Raw genomic sequence first — 20,126 nt, 5'->3', positions numbered from 1 at the left:
TATTACCTTGCAAAATCTGGTGTTATGGCAACAGGTTGGGGCCAAATCAGAGGCGTTTGGTATTTCTTTGATCGCACTGATGGCAGCATGGCGGCATCAACTTCTCAAACAATTGATGGAAAGCAATACTGGTTTGCTTCTAGCGGCGCCATGCGTACAGATACGTGGGTGAAAACAGCAGAGGGAACACCGGCCTTTCTTGGATCAAATGGTGTAATTGCTTATAGTGCGCAATATGATGCGCAGGGTCGCATTGTCACAGCTGATAAAACGAGCGGTTGGAAGAAAATTGGCTGGGCATGGATGTATTTTGATAAAGCAAAGAACAATTCGTTGCAAACAGGTTGGTTTAAAGTAAAGGGTACGTGGTACTACGCAAACAGCGCTGGCATCATGAAAACCGGTTGGCAAAAAATTGGAAGCTCATGGTATTACCTTAAATCAAATGGAGCTATGGCTACTGGTTGGTTAAAGCTCGGTTCTACCTGGTATTATCTGGATCCATCAAGCGGGGCAATGGCTACTGGCATGCGAACTATTTCAGGTAAGCGATATGCCTTTAGTAACTCAGGTGCTTGGATCCAAGAGGGCGCTGATATGATTGCTCGTGCCCAGGGCTTTTCAAGCGCTACTCCTTGGCTGATTCTTGTTGATACGCAAACGTGTCACGTTGGTGTCTTTTATGGTTCACAAGGTCATTGGGAGTTAAAGCATTATTGGCTTTGCTCAGCAGGCGCTCCCGGATCTGAAACCATTAAGGGAGAATATACCGTAGGTATTCGCGGACCCTACTTTGTGGCAGGAGGAAATCTGTGTCACTGGTATACACAAATCTTAGGCGACTATTTATTCCACTCAAATTTGTATTATCCTGACACAGGTGCTGAGAAAGATATGCGTTTGGGTGTTAATTTATCGCATGGATGTGTTCGCTTGGATATTAAAAATGCGAAGTGGATTTATGACAATATCCCCCAAAATACAAAGGTGTTTATCTGGTAATGCTTCTTTGTTAGTAAAACGGTAAACTCCTTTAAAGAGAATTGAGTCTGTGTGGTGTGTCTTGCGCGTATACGCAGGACACACCTTTTTTATGCCATCGGATAAGCAGATATCATGAGTTTGTGTTAATGCGCGTAAGCTCATATATACTTAAGAGTCTATGGGTTTTTAAGGAGATGGGCGTTTAGGCGCTCCATGAGGTCTCGACAACGAACATTCATACAGTGACGAGATAGGAATAAGCATGTGGGGTCAGTTTTTCATCGCAGTTTTGATTGACGCGCTCTTTTTATGGGTGCCGGGTTATTGTGCGCTGCGAACGATTCGATTTAACCGATTCACCTCGCTTTTTTGTGCTCCAGTGGTTACGGTATTCTTTGTAGGTGTGCTTTGTATCATCTATGGCAAACTTTCAATTACTACCACATGGCTCAATCTTATGGTTCCGCTTTCAGCAGTTCTTATTATTCTTGCTCTTGTAAGTGTTGTGATGTTTAGGAATAGCTCAAAGCAGGAATTGGGAATTTCACCTACAGCCTTTAATTGGAAAGTTATGGCGCTGTATTTAGCTGTTGGCGTTGTAGTAACGTGCATTATCTATCTTCGTAACATTAATGGACCTGCTTCCTTTGCCGAAGAATATGACAATGTGCATCATCTTGGTGTCATACGCATGTTTTTAGATACCGGATCTTGGACTTGCCTTGGTGTTTCGGCATATGGTATGGGTGAAGCAGCAAACATTGCTCCTGTTGTGGGCTGGTCTTTTTATCCGACCATTTGGCATACTTTCGCTGCTTTGGCCTCGTCTTGCGTTGGTGTGAGCGTCACCATGGGAGCAAACGTTGCAAATTTTGTCTTCGTTGCAATAGCGTGGCCTGTTACCCTCTGCGGCTTTTTAACCTATCTGTTCAAAGACAACAAAAAAGCGCTTATTGCTGGCGCGCTTGTTTTTAGTGCCTTTGGTTCTTTTCCTTGGCGCTTTATTTATTGGGGCACGCTTTTTCCGAATGTGGCTTCGTTTGCAATTCTGGCAGCGGAATTGTTCTTCTTCATCATGATATTTGACGAGAAGATCTCTCGCTCGCATCGAATAGAGTATTTCGTTCTCTTTGTTGTCGGCTTTATTGGGGTTGCGCTCACGCATACCAATGCTATCTTTACCGCTGCTTCTTTCTTCATTCCTTTTTTGGTGTGGCAAGCAAGCAAGATTCCACAGTCAAATCTTCGCCTTTCGCGACTTCCGCTTTCACGTGTGTGGTGGGGGGTAATCGCTGCGCTTATATTGATTGCGTTATGGCTGATTGCTTACAATTTGCCCATGCTGCAGGGTGTAGTAACGCATGAATGGGCATCGAGGCGAAACTTCGCACAGTCTCTGATGGATCTAATTTGGCTTGCTTATGATGGGCTGGATGCTCAAGCGCTTTTGGCGTTGGCAGTCTTTGTGGGGATTCTCTACTCGTTTAAACGTACGAAATATGCGTGGATTACATTTGCATACCTCATCATGGCAGTGACGTATGTTTTCGTCGAAGCAACCGATGGTAATATTGAGCATATTTTAGGAGGTTTTTGGTATACCGATCCTCGGCGTATTGCCGCTTCACTCGTACTCTTTGCTATTCCGCTTGCAGCACTTGGTTTGGCATGGCTTTTTGATTGGGCGCGCAACCTTTTGAACAAAATGTATGAGCTTAAGAAGACGAGCGTTGGTTATACTCGAGTACTTCCTGTGGGATTATGCGTCGCTGCGGCAGTGATGATCTATATGCCAAATGCATCCATTCCTGGTATGTTTGAAGTGCGTTCAGCTATTGAGGGTGCCGAAAATGCTATTGCGCACACCTATTCTGATGATGATAGGACCGTTTATTCGGATAAAGAAATTGCCTTTGTGCAAGAGGCTATGGAAATTGCTGATGGGGAACTAATTATCAACTGTCCAAACGATGGTTCTGCGTTTGCGTATGGTGTTAATGGTGCCAATATTTACTATCGCTATACTGCAGGCGTTGGCGGAGAAAGCGAGTCGCCCAAAAGCGTTCTCATTCGCAATGATCTAGACAACATTGCAACTAACGAAGAGGTGCAAGAGGCCGTTGAAGAGATAGATGCAAAGTATTTTATACAGCTTGATCAAGGCCATCGCGATAAAATGTCTCAGCCGCATTTCTGGTCGTATTTCCCCGAACGCTGGGAGGGTGTTGATGACGTCAACGAAAACACTCCCGGGTTTGAGCTGTTGTTATCGGATGACGATATGAAGTTTTATCGCATAACTGCTGTTGAGGACGAAGAGCTTGATCAAGCGGCTTAAGCCTCGTCTTCGTCACCGAAACTCAAACGATAAGGCACGATATAGGATTTGGCGCCCTCAGGAGGGGGCGTCATATAGGTGTCGCCATATACGATGCGCATCATGTCATGGGGCTTTGCGGGCATAATGACATCCATGTCTTCAAATATATGAGTGTCAAGCGGATAGACCATATCTTTTGGATAGTAACTACTGATTGGTTCAAGACCAAAAGGCCATCCTATATGATGAGTATCCTTCCCGGTATAAGATTGAGCTGCTTTTTGGGTCCATGCATGAAGCGTTTTGCGCGGAAAGACTTTCATGACGACCGAACCTACGGCGCAACATGCGTATGCGGCATAGCGTTTGATGCCGCGATAAGGTAGGTTCGGGAAAGGGGTATTGCGCAGTACGAGCATTTTCTCTAAAACCCATGTCTTACGCAGGAGCTTTTTGAGCTCTGCAGGATCATCAGGCATTTCGTCAAAGCAGAAGATATCCAAGAAAATACCCAGTTCACAAGGTACATTTTTCATAGACATCATGCGAAATTCAGTACCTTTTTTCATGATACGGCTGGTAACGAACGGGTAGTGCGGATCAATCTGCCCATTGAGCAACGTGTAGTCTTCTCCCATTTCAAGTGGAACAATCTCTGCTAAGCGCTCGTAGTCTTTGCGTGGCATAGCGATATCAATATCGTCATCCCAGGGGATAATGCCATCGTGGCGAATGGCGCCAAGAACAGTTCCGTATACTGCAAAGTATTCCAGGTTATATTTTTTGCACATGGCATCAAACTTTTTGAGAATCTCAAGCTCAACCAGCTGAAGACGACGAAGAGTTTCAGGGCTATAAACCTGGTCAATAGTTGCTTTCACGCAAACTCCTTTATGGTGGTGAATTTGTACACAATGCTCGCTCATCATTGTAGCAATGATGGAAGTAGACGAAAATAGACCAACACGCAAAAAGGATGGTACATGGAAGCACTGAGTTTAAAGAAGAATATGTTTTGGAATTCCGTTGGCTCGCTTATGTATTTGGGCTGCCAATGGCTTGTTACCGTATTTGTTGCACGCATGGCGCCTGACTATGAGTCTGCGGGTGTGTTGGCTCTTGCAATGGCTATTTCCAATATCTTTGCTCATATCTCTTTGTATCGCATTCGTACTTATCAAGTTACCGATGTCAACAAGTCGGTGAGCGCTCAAGAATATGTGGCATTTCGCCTCATCACAATTGCGGTTGGGGGTATAGGTATTGGTGTTTATATCCTGCTTACCTGTGAGCCGGTTACTTTCTTGCCAGTGTTTTTATATCTCGTTTTTCGTGCAGGCGAAGTATTTATTGACGTGCTGCATGGTGTAGATCAGCAGAATTTCCGTATGGATTACTGTGGTAAATCGCTGTTCATCCGTGGCGTGTTATTCCTTGTGGCTTTTTTGGCGGTGTTTGGACTCACACATAATCTTTCGCTTGCTATTGTTGGTATGATCTTGGTGACTTACCCTGTGATTATCTATGATGCGCGTGCGGCAGCGCAGTTTGACAAATTGAAGCCGTCTATCACAAAGCGTCGTGCCTTTGAACTTGCGAAAACTTGTTTACCGGCAGTTTTAGGTTCGGTGTTTTATATTGCGGTTAACTCCCTTGCGCGTCAGTATCTTCAAATTCATTCCGGTGATGAAGCGCTTGGCATCTATGCATCGGTGTGTACGCCCGCGGTCATTTTGCAAGCAGGAGCAAGTTATCTTTATTCGCCTATTCTTGGAGTATTTGCCAAGCATTACCTTAATAAGGACGTGAAAGCCTTTAATCGTTTGTTAGGGATGGTGACTGGCGGTATTATCGGATTGTTTGTAGTGTGCTTAATTGGTTTTTATTTTGTCGGTGAGCCGCTGCTGGATTTCGCCTTTGGTGAGAGCATTTTGGCTTATGTGTATTTGCTTTATCCGGCGCTACTTTGTGTCGTCCTTACCGCATACGTCTCGTTTATGAGTGATGTTATGGTCACTGTTCGCGACATGCGCGGCAATGTTGTTGCCAATGGTATCGGTTTTGCTGTGTCTCTTCCGGCTACGTATCTCTGCGTAGCGCAGTGGGATATGAACGGCGTGAGTTATTCAGTGTCGCTTGCTTATTTTGTGGCCATTGTCATAATGCTTGGTTTTCTGTTTGTGCGCATGCGTGCAGTTGCTCAAAGTGCTCATCTTGATACAGTGCAATAAATGCTGCCGGATCTGCTGGGAGCGCATCTATCATGTGGTCAGGCTGTGCAGTTTGGACATACCAATTCCACATGGTGTCAATGGTAGGTGTAGGTACATCCATAAGGCGAGCAATGTCGATAATTGCCTTCATGCCATAAGCAAAGTCAGCTACGAAATAGCGTGAACTAAAATCAGGTATCCATGCGCATGAGGTACATTCACCTTGTTCGGTTTCGGTTTTGTTGTTGGAATCCGATAGGCATTGTGCTGGCTTCATGGGCGAAGTGAGCCCTGCAAATGCAGGAATATGCGAAATCTTGTAGGTCATTGCCGCAGCAGTGGGGCTTTCGTAGTGGTCTTTCAGCGAGCGCACATCGCAAAGATTAAGACCACTCCGTTCTTCGATAGTACGACAGAGTGCTTGCACTTCGGCATCAGCTGCTATGAGTGTTTCTGAGGCATCGTCTGTCCACCCTTCATAAAAGAGGATGTTTTCCGGATAGGTGACTCCGGGTTGCCAATCCTTAAACAGAGAGAATAGACGCGATGTGTGCAAGATGGGGTTAGAAGGTGTAAGCGTTTCAACGAGATAGGTAGGCAGTGCCTTAAACGGGCATATTAAACAAGTATTCGCACATCTCTTGAGCTTGCTGGGTGTAGCGCGCAGGGAGTGCGGCAATAAATAGTTCAGGTTTACGCCCAAGGGCATATACGCTGTTGGTTTCATCATGGAGGCGAGCAACAGCATGTACACGCTGAAGTCCCACAAGACGGGCTCCTTTTGCAAGGTGTTGTTGAAAATAGAACTCACCCATAGCGCCTGGCACAACACCAATCCAAAGACCGGGATGAACATAGGGGAGAATACGCTGAGCTGTCTGCTCCAACATGAAGGTGGGGTGTGTGATAAAAACTACATCCGCTTGGGCGATAGCATCATAATCTGAGGTGAGAGCAGCAATGTTCGCTTTAAACGCAAGTGTTTCATCGGGGTTATATACGCTTAAGGTTGTGCTGTCGGTTTGTGGGTGCGCGGTGATAAGGGTGACTGAGTTTTGCGAATTATGGGCGAAGTCAGCTGCCATAAGCATGCCAACGTTACCGGCTCCAATGACCACAATGTTCATGCCTAGCTCCTTGCAGAGGGACGGGGTGAGACTCGCATAGAGTTCTGAGAACCCTGAGATTAACCTGAAAACTTCTTGCACGTTTTATAGTTTACGCACTTCATTTATATTTTATTGAACATTCTGCGTGATTTGGTCGGCTATACTCAGATAACTTAAGAAATTGTTAAGACGAGTCAGGTGAAGAAATGGCGTTTCGCATGGCTCGACTTACGAGTGCATGATTAATCGTCAACAGGAGAGGGCCGCATCCGTGACCAACCAAGACCACTTGTTCTCATATCAAGCGCCTTCTTCTGGTGTCTATAGCGTTGATAACGCTGTTATTCTAGCCGCAGGCGAAGCTTCGCGTTTTGCTCCACTTTCTTTTGAGAAGCCTAAGCCTATGTTTGAGGTGCGTGGCGAGATTCTTATTGATCGCATGATTCGCCAGCTGAAAGAAGCAGGTATTTCGCAGATATACGTTGTAGTTGGTTATATGTCTGAGGATTTTGACTATCTTAAAGACATTGATGGTGTTGAAGTGATCTTTAATCCTGCATATGCCGATATGAATAATTTTGCGTCATTGTACGCGGTTGCTGATAAGTTGGCTAATAGTTATATTTGCTCAGCTGATCAGTACTATACCGAGAATATCTTTGCCTCAAAGGTGTCTGCTCCATATTGCTCGGCCGTGCGCTCACCTGAACCTGGTGGAGAGCGCATTTTGGTGATTGATGGAGTGCTGGAAGAGGTTGGTGTGGTTGAAAGCAATTTGCGGTTGCAAGGACCAATCTTTTTAAATGAGGCTTACTCAACACGATTGACTGAAATCTTAGCGGATGCTTATGCAGATCCCGCTTGCGCTCATTTTTTATGGGATGAGTTATTGGCTGCGCATCTTGATGAATTTAAGCTGCAGGTAAAAATCTATGAGCCGGGCGTTATCTACGAATTTAATTATTTAAACGACCTTCGTTGCTTTGATACTGACTTTTTTGAGAACGTTGACTCAACCATTTTGGATAACATCTGCAACACGCTTCAGTGCAAACGCGACGATATCTCGGGAGTGTATCCTTTTGAGACGGGACTCTCAAACTTGTCTGTTCTGTTTGAGGTTGGCGAAAACATGTATGTGTATCGCCATCCTGGGGCAGGCACTAACGAGATAATCGATCGCGCAAATGAAGCACGAGCCTTAGAGCTTGCAAAAGAGCTTGGTCTTGATTCAACCTATCTCTTTGCGGATCCTCAGGTGGGATGGAAGATCTCTACCTTTGTAGATGGTTGCGTGCCTTTTGATTATGAAAATCCCGAACAGGTAGAAAAAGCACTTTCGCTTGTTCGAAAGCTTCATACAAGTGGCGTGAGTCTGCCAGTAACGTTTGATTATCTGGCGCTTGCAGACGAAATGGAAAAAGTACTTAATGAGCAAGGGTGGACCTGGCCTCAAGAATTTGACGCGCTTCGCCACGATATCTTGTGTCTTGATAAACTCATGGAGCAAGACAGAACAGAACCGGTCTTTTGTCACAATGATTTCTACGGTCCAAATATTTTAGTTACCGATGACGACATGCAGCTTATTGACTGGGAGTATGCTGGCATGTGTGATTATGCAAATGACTTAGGAAGTTTTATAGCACAAGGTTCTGGTTACGATGTAGAACAAACCATAAAGATGCTTCCTTTGTATTACGGACGCATACCATCGCCCGAAGAAGTGCGCCATGTGCTTGGAGCGGTTGGTTTAGTCGGTTATTTTTGGTTTGTTTGGTCTCAATATAAAGCCAGTCTTGGAAACCCCATGGACGAATGGGCGCGTATCTGGTTTGATGCTGCTCAGACGTTTAGCAAAGCGGCATTTGTTTATTACCAAGAATAGCTATCAGCGCAAAAAGCTATGTGCAAAACGACAAAGGAGTCTTCATGGGTACGCTTTCTCGTCAGCAGTTTGACGATTTGGTTTTGAAATACGATGCGGGTGTACTCACGGCAGAAGAAAAAGAGCTTCTGGCTCCTTACAAAGTAAAGCGAGCAGTTTTGCTTGCTTCGGGCTTTGGAAGTCGTTTGATGCCGGCAACAAAAACTACTCCTAAACCGCTCATTTGTGTTAACGGCGTTCGTATTATAGACACCATATTAGATGCGCTTGTGCATGCGGGTGTGGAAGAGATCTATATTGTTGTGGGATATAAGGGCGATCAATTTGAACAGCTTAAAGAAAAGTATCCTCAGATTGAAATTCTTACTAACCCACTTTTTGACACGACAAACAATATTTCTAGCGCAGTAGTGGCTCGGGATCATTTTCAAAATGCCTATGTATTCGAGTCTGATTTGTTTATCAAAAACCCAGCAATCTTACCCGCGTATCAGTTTGAGACAAACTATGTGGGTGTGCCAGTAGAGCAAACACCTGATTGGTGTTTTGATGTTGATGATCAAGGTGTTATCTATGACCTCCACAAGGGAGGTACGAATTGTTTTCACATGTATGGTATTTCGTATTGGGATAAGCAAGATGGCGCACAACTTGCACTTGACTTGGTGAAAGCATTTGAACAGAAAGAGTATCAGCAGCGTTTTTGGGATGATGTTCCTTGTGTATTAGCGCGCGATAACTATCAGATACACCTTCGTCCTATTACCTTTAACGACGTTGATGAGATTGATACCTTTGAAGAATTAGTTGCTCTTGATAGCTCATATGCAAGGCAATAAGTTCCATTGAGCGCGTGAAGCTTTCGCGAAGTGAAGTTTTTGCCTACGACGTTGCAAAATGTGAGTATAATGACGAGTTATGAAAACTTTAGCTATTATACCTGCATACAACGAAGAAGAGAGCATCGTTGATACGGTCGAGGAGCTCAAAGCGTTAGCTCCTCAGATTGACTATGTCATCGTAAACGATGGCTCTAAAGACAACACGTTGGCCGTTTGCCAAGAGCACGGATACAATGTCTTAAATCTCCCGGTCAACGTTGGTTTGACGGGTGGTTTTCAGGCGGGCATGAAATACGCCTGGGAGAATGGTTATGACTTTGCCGTGCAATTTGATGCTGATGGACAACATCGCCCTGAGTTTATTCAGAAAATGGTTGACGCAGCAATTGATCAGCATGCTGACATTGTGATTGGATCTCGGTTTGTTACTGAGAAGAAACAAGCCAGTGCACGCATGACTGGTTCTGCATTAATTTCAGGCATGATTAAGCTGACAACTGGTAAGCGCATTAACGATCCTACTTCAGGTATGCGTTTGTATGATCGTAATATGATCAAGCGCTTTATCAGTGAGTCTGATTTTGGGCCTGAACCCGATACGGTGGCTTATCTGATTCGCCGTGGTGCAAATGTTGTTGAGGTGCAAGCCGACATGCGCGAACGAAGCGCCGGTGAGAGTTATTTAAGTTTTTCGAAATCTATCTCATATATGATGCGCACGTGTATGTCCATTCTCTTTGTTCAGTGGTTCAGGTGATAGCATGAATATTGCATTGCGCATTTTCTTGGTCGTTGGCGCCGTTATTGTGTTTGCCATGGTAATTCGAAAAATTCGTAAATCTGAAATGCAAGCAAGTGACTCGGTCTTTTGGCTTTTGTTTGCGGGCAGTTTTGTTCTTATCGCGCTTATCCCGCAAATTGCCTTTGTTGTTTCAGATTGGCTTGGTTTTGATTCGCCTTCAAATTTTGTCTTTCTCTTCGTGATTGCAATTTTGTTCATAAAGGCGTTTACGCTTTCAGCTGACGTTGCACGTTTGCGTCAGAAGGTTGTTGCGCTTACCCAAGAGATTGCTTTGCGCGAAAAACGCTAACGTAAGGGGAGTGGGTGCGTGGATACTGCGACGCAGACGCCGGAAATTTCGGTGCTTGTTCCAATTTATAATGTCGAACGCTATTTGGAAGAATGCTTAGAGTCACTTCGCAATCAGACTTTTACTGATTTTGAAGTGATTTGCATTAATGATGGTTCAACGGATTCCTCGCGCGATATCATCCAGCGTTTCATGGATGCAGACAAGCGTTTTCGTGTGATTGACAAGCCTAATTCAGGGTATGGCGCATCAATGAACCAAGGCTTGAGAGAAGCGCGTGGCACCTATGTCAACATTCTTGAATCTGACGACTATCTAGAGCCAGACGGTTTAGCGCGCATGTATGAAGTGGCACATGAATTTGATGCTCAGGTGGTAAAGGCGGGGTTCTATTTTTATTGGTCAACGCCTACGCCGCGCAATGAATACTGTGCTCTCGTACCTGAAACGCTGTGTAATCACTTAGAGAATCCGCAGGTTAATCGTGAGATTTTCTACTCAAAACCTTCCATTTGGTCTGCGTTGTATAGACGTGATTTCTTGGAGGATAACGACATTGTTTTCTTAGAAACACCAGGTGCTTCATATCAAGACGCGGCTTTTAATTTCAAAGTGTGGGTTTCTGCCGAGCGTGTGGTGTATCTTGACGAGGCTTATTTGCACTATCGTCAGGATAATGAAGCATCTTCGGTGAATTCACCTGGCAAGGTTTATTGTGTGTGTGATGAGTATGCTGAGATGGATCGCTATTTGCGTGAGCGACCCGAGAAGCAAGCAGCATTGCAAAACGTATTGACCAAGATGAAATACGATACCTATATGTGGAACTTTGAGCGTCTTTCTCCTGAGCTTGGTCGTGAGTTTTTGCAGCGATTCTCTGAGGAGTTTAGAGCGCATACCGATCAGGGTACCATTGATCTTGAGATCTTTGACTGGTGGAAAGTGCCAGACCTTAAAACTATTATGCTTTCACCTGATCTTTTTTTCGCGCAGCGTACCTGCAAAGACGAATATTCGGCAGTGCAAAAAGTAAAGCACTATCTGGATATTGGTGGTGTAGGGTTGCTTGCGCTTGCAGTTAAGCAGAAGATGGCTTCACGGAGCTAATAGTATGGCGCGTATTTCAGTTATTGTTCCGGTTTATAACGTTGAGGACTTCGTGGCTCAATGCTTGGCAACTGTACGCGCGCAAACCCTTGAAGATATTGAAATCATCTGCGTAAATGATGGCTCAACTGACGGATCGCTTTCATTATTGGAAGCAGCCCAGAAGCTTGATAGGCGGATCGTGGTCGTGGACAAGCCTAATGGCGGTCTCTCGTCGGCGCGTAATGCTGGTATTGCTCGGGCGCAATCTCCTTATCTTATGTTCGTAGATTCTGATGACCTCCTTGAGCCGCATGCCTGTGAGCGTGTATTGGAGGTTTTTGAGGAAACCGACGCTGACATAGTGACTTTTGGCGCTTCTTGCTATCCGGCTTGGGGCGGTAACGATTGGTTGGTAGGTTGTCTTTCTCCCGCTCCAGCTTCTTATGTTGGTCAAGATTTTGACCTTATGTTTCGCGAAGATGTACGTCCTTATGTGTGGCGCTCTGCTGTATCGCGAGATTTTCTGCAACGCTGCCATTTGCAATTTCGTGAAGATGTTCGCTTTGGTGAAGACCAGGTGTTTTATTTTGAAGCATATCCTCAAGCTACACGATGTGAAGTGATTGACGACAAGCTATATTTGTATCGCACATCGCGCAAGGATTCGCTCATGGATCAGCGTCTGTCAAGTAAGGCGGCAAAAGCGAATAACCATGTCAACATTGCTGAGAAGATTTTCTCTATCTGGGATGAGCAAGGTTGGCTTTCGCTGGAGGGAAGACGTTTACTTGAGTGGTTTGGTGAATTCGCTGGAGTTGATGCACTTTCAAGTGAAGAGCATGCATGCAACCAAACCATAACGGATATGCGTGCCTTAGTGTTGCCTTATTGGGATGACCTTGATACCGATGATCTTGAGGGTGGTACGCGTGGTATGTTTACGCGTATTATGAACCCTGCGCCTTTAAGTAAGGCTGAAGCAAAAAAGGTGTTATGGCTCTATTTTCGTCATCGCTATGGATGGAAATTCTGCGTACGAAAGTTTGGTCATGACGTTCTTATGCGACCATTCCGAGCCATTAAGCAAGCATGCCAGAAGGCTCTTCCTGAGTCAGAAGCTCATAAACAAGAGCGCCTTGAGCGCGAAGCGCTCCTTGAGGCATACGAAGCTGATCGCGTAGCTGCGCTCAAAATACTTAATTCATAGACATAAGCCGTAGAGGCGCACAATCAAAAAGCATTTAGCTCTTGCAATTGAGATGATGCTAGGCTTGTGGATCCCTTAATGACGTGCGCAATATTTCTTGCGTCTCTTCGTCATCCACAAGCGTCTGATCAATGTGCTTGTAGTGCGTGCGAATGTCGTGTGGCACAGCAAGATAGTCTCCGTATGATTGCGCTAGGAGCTTTTCGGCGTTATGAGGCGCATAGCAGAGGTGTCCCTCAAAGGGGATGCGGACAAGCGGGAATACATCGTCGTAGGCATAATTGCCCTTGACCATGGTGAGAAAGTCAAAATTCTCAACACCCCAAATTAGCGCAGTCGCCTGTTCTTGGTTAGCACACAAACCGCAAGCTTGTGTATCAGCAATAGCTTTTTCGTAGCGCGCTTTGAGCGTATGAGACGCAGAATTGCGGCTGTCAAGGTATGGCGTTTGCGACCAGAAGGCAAAGCGCTCGTCACTATCAAGCTCGTCAGTAAGCTGGTGGCGAATTTCGCGCAGTTCGTCTACGAGTTCGCGCGTTGGTTTTTGTGCGGTATCAAAGACGAAAATGTCCAAAAAGCACGGAATGGTTTCATCTGTATAGCGGAAACGAATTTGCTCACACTTGGCATATTTATCAAAGACGTGCGTAATGATATAGCGCGAATCTTTGATAACAGCTTCTTCGAGTCGTGCAACCTCAGAGCGCACCATACCTAGATCAACATCGTCATCCCATGGAATAAAGCCGCCATGACGAACCGCGCCAAGCAATGTGCCAAACTCTAGCCAATAAACGATTTCGTTTTCTTGGCAGAATTGGTCGAAGTCTCTGAGCAGTTGTGCGGTAACAAGCTGAATGAGGCGCGCATTGCCGTGAGCTGGAGGCAGTTCACGGAAAAAGCGACGCTTAGCTTCATTGAGCGTTTCGTCTTCTTTGCGATAGGTGTTCCAGCCAAAGATTTCTGAGCGCACATCGTGAGCATCAAGGGTGCCTTCAATGGTGCGCAAAAGCGGCATAACAACCTGGTCAACTTTGGTATTAAGGTTCCCGTTGATGCCGTTGTCGGCTTGATGGATGCGCGCAGTAAGTGTATCGGTGCTTTCGCTGATACGACGATGAAGTGCTTCTAGCTCGCGCTGCTGGTATTCCTGCAAGCGATCAACTTGTTCTTGCAAGTCTCTGACCGCACGTCGTGTAGCAAAGAGTTTTCTGTAGAGTTGTCTGAGTGCACTCATGGGTAATTACCGCGCTTTCATCACTTTGGCTAGTAATGTTTTATCGGTCTCATCGAACAAGACATGGCTTCCTATAAAGGTAAGCGTAAGGTCTGCACCTTTGCGATTATCAATCATGCGAATAGCGTTTGCTATAGAGTCAAGATCGCCGGCATTTTCAAACAATACGCGACTATGATCTGAAAGGACATATTGTCCCACTGCAAAAGCATCTGCCGGATCTGCCGCTGAAACCATGATAAGTTGCGCGGCGGCGGTATCAAGCTCGTCGTCAACCCATTCGTTAATGACGCGATTTGCCTCTGAAGGGTTGGGTGCACAGAATCGTTTTTTGCGCGCAATAGGAAGCGCCTCAAGATCGGTAGTGGGAAGGGTTGGCTCGCCGCCAAGCACGATAATTTCGTCAAAGGCGCCCGCTTCAAGCACGGTTTTGAGTTGTTCGTCAAGGCCGCCACCTCGTGGGACATAGAAAAGTGCAGCTTGTTTGCGTAGAGTAACTGGCATACAAGAGATAGTGTCTGCACTACAACCTGCCCACGTGACAACTGCACAAGAACCCCAGCCGTCAAGTTGCTCGTAGGCATTCAGCGCTACATCATGCGGTGTGTCTCCGCTGATGCGAACAAATTGTGCGTCGTTGAGCAATTCAGCAAGCTCCGACTCAATAACGGGGGAGATTTCGTTTTCGTTCCCAATGACAATAACGCGTTGAGGTGCCTCTTGCTTGAGTGCATGTGCGGTTATGTCGGGGATGGCATCGGGTCGTACCAAATAAAGGGGCGCCTTCATTGTTGCTGAGACGTGGTTTGCAAGCATGCAAAGGGCATCATTGGTGCCGGGCGCCACCACAATAGTTGGCATTTGGGTGGGAATTGAAGATGCTTCACGCAGTTTTACTGCGCTCCCAAAACGATCTTCACCCACGATAGTTTGCGTGATATCTTCGCCTGCTTCAACGCTGGGAAGCTTAAGGGCGTCATAAACAAGTGCCTCTGACTCCGGACTGCCTTCGTGACCACCCAAGATACGATAAAGAGAACAAACGCTTTCAACATCACCGATGGTGCGCATGTGCCCTTTTTCAATCCAGACCGCCTTGTTGCACAAGCGTGCAATTTGAGCGTTGCTATGCGAAACAATCAAAACGGTAACTTGGTGGTCTTTGATGAGCGATTCAATTTTACGTTCACATTTTTGCTGGAACATGAAGTCGCCAACTGAAAGCACTTCGTCAACAATCAAAATATCAGGCACGACAACGGTGGCAACGGCAAAAGCAACACGAGCGACCATGCCCGATGAATAATTTTTCATGGGCATGTCAAGGAATTGCTCTACTTCGGCGAAGTCAACAATTTCGTCAAAGTGCTCATCGAGATAGTCATGGGTATACCCAAGCAATGCACCATTGAGATAGATGTTTTCGCGTGCGGTAAGCTCCATGTCAAAACCAGCGCCAAGCTCAATGAGAGGAGCAATTGTGCCGTTAATGGTACAAGAGCCTTCAGTGGGCTCCAAAACGCCTGCAATAATCTTGAGAAGCGTTGATTTGCCTGAACCATTAGTTCCTAAAATACCAAAGACATCTCCGCGTTTGATATCGAAGGAAATATTGTCTAAGGCGCGAAACTCTTTAAAGCGTAGCTCGTGGCGCGCAAGGGCAATAGCGTACTCTTTGAGCGAATTGAGCTGCTGGCTTGCCATATTAAACACCATGGAAACATTATTGATTCCAATAACGGTTTCGCGCTGTTCATCTGCGGCAACATCAAGCGTTGATTCAAGAAAAGAGGTATTTACAACTTCAGGCATATATTCGTCCTAAACGTAGAGAATGAATTTCTTTTCAGTTTTACGGAAAACTAGATATCCAATGGCAAACATCACAGCTGCAAACGCGAAGCACATCAGGTTTTCACCTAGGCCAGGCGTTTGACCCCACAGCATTATTTCTCGGAAATACGTGACGTAGTAATACATGGGGTTGAATTGCATGATATTGAGCATCCAGCTATCAAGAATGGTGACCGGATAAAACAGAGGCGTGGCATACGTCCAGGCGGTGATGACAACGCCCCAGAGATGGCATACGTCGCGGAAAAATACTGCAAGCGCACTGAGAAGGAGCCCAATGCCGAGGCTGAAAAGAACAACATAGAATAGCAACAGTGGCAAAAAGAGAATATTTGCCGTGGGTGCCACACGGAAAAAGAGCATAACGGCCGCAATAGCAATAAGCGAGAAAATGAAATTCACCAATTGGAAAATAACTTTTTCAACAGGAAAGACCATCTTGTTTATGCGGATCTTTTTGATGAGCGATGCCGAGTCAATGATGGAATGCATGGCAGAAGATGTTGAGTCTGCCATAAGTGCAAAAAGAGTATTTCCCAAAATGAGATAAAGCGGGAAGTTCTCAATCTCAAAGCGAAAAACGAAGCTGAAAACAGCAGAGAGAACTACCATCATGAGTAAAGGATTAAGTACCGACCAAAGTACGCCGAGCATACTTCGACGGTATTTGAGTTTGAAGTCTTTTGAAACCAGTGCTGTTAGGATGAAGCGATCTTTTTTCCAGCTAGTTACGGTATTTTCAGACAAAACGAACCTCATTTATTGGCTGATTGATATTGGATTAGTGTGGGTCATAGTATAGCGCACTGAAGAGAAGGTGTGGCGGCGGGCGCTATTTGATGGAGAGACGATGCAGACGGTTGGAGTGAAGGTGCTCATGGGCCATGATACAATGCCTTTTTCGATTCCTAAAACAACCGTGGGGGAGAAACAGTGGTTTTAGCTATGGAAAACAAGACGCTTTCGAGAGCTTTTATGAAGTCAGTGCGCGCTTTGTTTATTGTGTGCATTGCTTTAGTGGTAGCCTTTGCCTCAACGTTTCCTGCTCCTGGACTGGCTTTTGCCACTCAGGTGTCAGAAGATAGTTTCGTTTCAGAGTCTTTGAATCCAGAAGATAACGCGGTTGCGCCTGTTGTGCATGATGTTGTCCCTGCAGGGATTACGCATGGCAATTTGGTGCTGGTAGTTCGTTTTGCTGGAGATACGAGTGGCGATGGTCAGACCGGCTACAATGTACCCTATAGCGCTGCTGGTTCAAGCGCAACAACGCAATGGGAGCGCTTGATTGAGAAATACAATTCAGTTGCGTCTGGTGCTACTTGGGTAAGTTTTCGCGCCTATATAAAGACAATTTCTCAAGGTCAGCACGAAGTGTATTCCACGTTTCCCCAAACGCGTGAGGATGGCGGTGTTGATTATATAACCCTTCCTGGTGCAGCAACTGAGTATGTAAATAATGATCAGCGACTCTTAAGCGAAGTTGCGGCGCAATTTGCCCAACAATTCCCCGACTATGATGCTTCAAGCGCGAGTCTTATTCGCAAAGACTACCTCGATAACGTGGTTATTATTCCGCAGGTTAGCGAAGGAATCTTTACGTCTCATAAAGCTGATGGGTCTTCGTATAACCTTTTGCTTGGGAACAAATACATTGGCTCTTATAACATTGTGGATACCACACGCATGAATTCGGGGGGAGAGCCCGATCCGGCAAGTGTCGCAGCGCATGAGTATCTTCATTCTTACGGCGCACCAGATTTGTATCGCTTGTCAGGATCGGGTGAGCCGGTTGGTATTTGGGATGTCATGGCAAAGGGCGCATCGCGTTCGTGGCCGCTTGCGCAAACACGGCAAGATATAGGCTGGACGACGCTCAAAGAGGTTACAGCTGCAGGAACTTATACGCTTGGACTTGCCGGTTCCGAACACGAGCAGGCTATTATGGTGAAATCGCCTCGTAATGACACTGAATATTTCGTCATTGAGTATCGAAAAAAGGGTGTAGGATCTGCTGACCTAGATCGTTTTATTGGTGGCACGGGTTTGATTGTGTATCGTGTTAATCCCCTTCGCCGTGATATGGGGAACACCGCTGGTGACGGATTCACGCAAGACTACATCTATCTCTTTCGGCCAGGTGAAACTGGTTTAACCGACGCGGCAGGCAACCCCTATTATGCCTATCTGACGAATGCGGCAAACAGACCTGCTGGTGTTGCGTCGTCGCTTGGGTCAACTGATCTTTCAGCAACAATTACCGATGGCGCGCTTGTTTATTCTGATGGAACAAACTCGGGGATCAGAATTGATGTTGCAAGTGAAGGAAGCGCCTCTTCTACGTTTAAGCTTTCGTTTGCTGATTACAGCCAACAAGATTATTGGCTTTCAACACTTGGCGGTGAGAACGCCTCCATTGGTTCTAATCTGACTAATTCGCAGTTGGTAGTTGCGGGTAGCACTCCGTATCTGTTGACGGAGGAAAACATGCGCACCTATCACTTGTATCGGATTAACACCGCAACTGCGGCTGGTGCAGGTTCGTTTGTTGATCTTGGTGTAATTGCTTCTCGTGAGGCGCGAGGGCAGCTGGTAGTTGTAGGGCAAACACTCTACTTTGTCTCGCTTTCTTCTGGCTTTGACAAGGTGCAAATCAGAAGATATGACGGGTCATCGTGGACGCTTGTGACGTCACATTCGGCGGGAATTGCTGATGTGGCTTGTGCAAGCATTTCGGGTGAGCTTTACGTTGCGCTTCATGAGGATGCATCGCGCCGCCTTACCGTTTTTAAGTTGTCTGGGTCAGATCTTGTACAAGTGGGCAATGCGCTTAACTTAGAGAAATCTTCCTTTGGCAATAGTTCGGTAATAGCGGGTCTTCACTTGTTTGACTTAGGTGGCAAAGCCGCTGTGACCTTCTCGGATTTTTCAGCAGCAAGTCCTTCAACTTCGGTTTTTTCGCTGAATTCAGGAGCTTGGAAGTTGCGACGCCAGCAAGCGGGAACAGCGCGCATACAATCCTCGGCGAGGATTGGGGATATAACGTATCTGTATCGTTTTATTGATGGCACGCTTGATCCTCAGATTCTTCGTTTTAAGGGCGAAGCCTTTATGGATTCAATGTCGGTCTCTGCTCTTCCTCGCACACAATGGGCGGCAAATCTGACGGCGGCACAAGGTCGTTTGTATGTAAGCCTCATCGAAGACAACAACGCTATGGGAGTTGCGCGCGTGTATGCTTGTGACCCTTCTGCAATTACTGCATGGAGTCAGGTTGGGTTTGATGTGTGCACTTCTGCTTCATCGAGCTCTGCAGTTTCAGCGGTGTCACATGCAGGTCAGTTTGTTGTTGCTTTAGTTGATGGGGTAAAGAATGCAGCGGTGCTCAAACAGCATGAATTGTTAGCGGCTCCGCAAGGTGGAGGCTCGACGGGCGGGAATACTGGCGGATCCAGTGGGGATACCTCGGGCGGCACCACCACCAAGCCAGGTGGTAATGAGGGTGACACCACCACCAAACCAGGCGATAGCTCCAAGCCGGGTGGTACCACTAAGCCGGGCGGTAGCACAGGTGGTAGTTCCAAACCTGGTAACACCACCTCAAAACCAGGCGGAAACACTGGCTCTCCTTCGCCATCTAAACCTTCGACTATAAAACCAACAGCTAAAAATGGTTGGGTCACGACTGGGCTTGTAAAGAAGTACTACGTATCCGGTAAGGCGGTAACTGGTTGGCATAAAATCAATAATGCTTGGTACTATTTTTCCACCTCAGGTGCTATGACTACTGGTTGGCAAAAAATAGGTGGCGTTTGGTATTACCTGATGCCTAAAACAGGCGTTATGCAAACTGGGTGGCTGAAAGTAGGAGGTACGTGGTATTACTTGAAGTCATCTGGTGCTATGGCAACTGGTTGGCTAAAGGTGGGAGGGATCTGGTATTACCTCAAAGCTAACGGCGCTATGGCAACTGGTTGGCACAAGGTTGGAGGTGCGTGGTATTACTTGCGCGCTAATGGTGCCATGGCTACCGGTTGGCTCAAGACCGGAGGCGTATGGTATTACCTCACTTCAAGTGGTGCTATGGCAACCAACTGGGCAAAAGTGGGTGGAGTTTGGTATTACTTGACGCCCGGATCAGGAGCAATGAAGACTGGATGGTATCAAGTCGGCGGCTGGTGGTATTACTCGAACTCGTCCGGCGCTATGCAAACTGGTTGGGTGAGAACAGGTGGTAGTTGGTATTACCTGGATGGTTCGGGCCGATGGGTCTAGCTGTTTTGTCTTAGCAAAAC

At 46.2% G+C, this 20,126-nt stretch carries 16 protein-coding genes; 10 read left to right on the top strand and 6 right to left on the bottom strand.

Going from position 1 to position 20,126, the window contains the following annotated elements:
• Together NFR28_RS08560 and NFR28_RS08555 are read left to right on the top strand one after the other, a co-directional pair.
• On the top strand, positions 1–1,002 hold a 1,002-nt coding region (locus NFR28_RS08560), incomplete at its 5' end, for a L,D-transpeptidase family protein (protein ID WP_251179390.1).
• A 244-nt stretch (positions 1,003–1,246) separates the two neighbouring features.
• Positions 1,247–3,322 (top strand): DUF6541 family protein, encoded by a 2,076-nt coding sequence (locus tag NFR28_RS08555; protein ID WP_251179389.1) that lies wholly within the window; start codon positions 1,247–1,249, stop codon positions 3,320–3,322.
• Here NFR28_RS08555 and NFR28_RS08550 read toward each other — a convergent pair.
• Positions 3,319–4,185 (bottom strand): LicD family protein, encoded by an 867-nt coding sequence (locus tag NFR28_RS08550; protein WP_251179388.1) that lies wholly within the window; start codon positions 4,183–4,185, stop codon positions 3,319–3,321. The two genes, NFR28_RS08555 and NFR28_RS08550, sit on opposite strands and share 4 nt — an antisense overlap.
• A 102-nt stretch (positions 4,186–4,287) precedes the next feature.
• On the opposite strand from NFR28_RS08550, the gene NFR28_RS08545 reads away from it, so the two are divergent.
• Complete coding sequence (locus tag NFR28_RS08545) at positions 4,288–5,535, top strand: lipopolysaccharide biosynthesis protein (RefSeq protein WP_251179387.1); 1,248 nt, start codon at positions 4,288–4,290, stop codon at positions 5,533–5,535.
• Here the strand turns inward: NFR28_RS08545 and NFR28_RS08540 are convergent.
• Together NFR28_RS08540 and NFR28_RS08535 are read right to left on the bottom strand one after the other, a co-directional pair.
• A complete protein-coding gene (locus tag NFR28_RS08540) occupies positions 5,462–6,226 on the bottom strand; it encodes an NAD/NADP octopine/nopaline dehydrogenase family protein (protein WP_275556983.1) in 765 nt (254 codons plus the stop codon). The two genes, NFR28_RS08545 and NFR28_RS08540, sit on opposite strands and share 74 nt — an antisense overlap.
• On the bottom strand, positions 6,123–6,644 hold the full coding sequence (locus NFR28_RS08535; RefSeq protein WP_251179385.1) for a ketopantoate reductase family protein: 522 nt from the start codon (positions 6,642–6,644) through the stop codon (positions 6,123–6,125). The genes NFR28_RS08540 and NFR28_RS08535 overlap by 104 nt, the downstream gene beginning before the upstream one ends.
• Positions 6,645–6,897: 253 nt before the next feature.
• Between NFR28_RS08535 and NFR28_RS08530 the strand changes: the two genes are divergently transcribed.
• The 6 genes from NFR28_RS08530 (at position 6,898) to NFR28_RS08505 (ending at position 12,743) form a co-directional block, all read left to right on the top strand.
• Complete coding sequence (locus NFR28_RS08530) at positions 6,898–8,514, top strand: phosphotransferase (RefSeq protein ID WP_251179384.1); 1,617 nt, start codon at positions 6,898–6,900, stop codon at positions 8,512–8,514.
• 44 nt (positions 8,515–8,558) lie between these two features.
• Positions 8,559–9,353 carry a sugar phosphate nucleotidyltransferase gene (locus tag NFR28_RS08525; protein WP_251179383.1) on the top strand — a complete coding sequence of 265 codons (795 nt, stop codon included), beginning with the start codon at positions 8,559–8,561 and terminating at the stop codon, positions 9,351–9,353.
• 79 nt (positions 9,354–9,432) lie between these two features.
• Complete coding sequence (locus NFR28_RS08520; protein ID WP_251179382.1) at positions 9,433–10,113, top strand: glycosyltransferase family 2 protein; 681 nt, start codon at positions 9,433–9,435, stop codon at positions 10,111–10,113.
• A gap of 4 nt (positions 10,114–10,117) precedes the next feature.
• Entirely contained in the window at positions 10,118–10,447 is a 330-nt protein-coding gene (locus NFR28_RS08515) for a DUF2304 domain-containing protein (RefSeq protein ID WP_251179381.1), read from the top strand.
• An 18-nt stretch (positions 10,448–10,465) separates the two neighbouring features.
• Complete coding sequence (locus NFR28_RS08510) at positions 10,466–11,554, top strand: glycosyltransferase family 2 protein (RefSeq protein WP_251179380.1); 1,089 nt, start codon at positions 10,466–10,468, stop codon at positions 11,552–11,554.
• A gap of 4 nt (positions 11,555–11,558) precedes the next feature.
• Positions 11,559–12,743, top strand: coding sequence for a glycosyltransferase (locus tag NFR28_RS08505; RefSeq protein ID WP_251179379.1), 1,185 nt, complete (start codon positions 11,559–11,561; stop codon positions 12,741–12,743).
• Between the two features lie 58 nt (positions 12,744–12,801).
• Here the strand turns inward: NFR28_RS08505 and NFR28_RS08500 are convergent, their stop codons facing one another.
• Genes NFR28_RS08500 through NFR28_RS08490 form a run of 3 tightly spaced genes read right to left on the bottom strand, consistent with a single transcriptional unit; the run spans position 12,802 to position 16,581 of the window.
• Complete coding sequence (locus NFR28_RS08500; protein WP_251179378.1) at positions 12,802–13,980, bottom strand: LicD family protein; 1,179 nt, start codon at positions 13,978–13,980, stop codon at positions 12,802–12,804.
• A 6-nt stretch (positions 13,981–13,986) separates the two neighbouring features.
• Complete coding sequence (locus NFR28_RS08495; RefSeq protein ID WP_251179377.1) at positions 13,987–15,792, bottom strand: ABC transporter ATP-binding protein; 1,806 nt, start codon at positions 15,790–15,792, stop codon at positions 13,987–13,989.
• Between the two features lie 9 nt (positions 15,793–15,801).
• A complete protein-coding gene (locus tag NFR28_RS08490; protein ID WP_251179376.1) occupies positions 15,802–16,581 on the bottom strand; it encodes an ABC transporter permease in 780 nt (259 codons plus the stop codon).
• 228 nt (positions 16,582–16,809) lie between these two features.
• Between NFR28_RS08490 and NFR28_RS08890 the strand changes: the two genes are divergently transcribed.
• Positions 16,810–20,106 (top strand): hypothetical protein, encoded by a 3,297-nt coding sequence (locus NFR28_RS08890; RefSeq protein ID WP_275556982.1) that lies wholly within the window; start codon positions 16,810–16,812, stop codon positions 20,104–20,106.
• The last annotated feature ends 20 nt before the right edge of the window (positions 20,107–20,126 follow it).

Source organism: Adlercreutzia agrestimuris (assembly GCF_943193125.1).
Lineage (GTDB): Bacteria > Actinomycetota > Coriobacteriia > Coriobacteriales > Eggerthellaceae > Xiamenia > Xiamenia agrestimuris.
The sequence above is the reverse complement of the archived record's forward strand: the minus strand, read 5'-3'. Positions and strand labels throughout refer to the sequence as shown.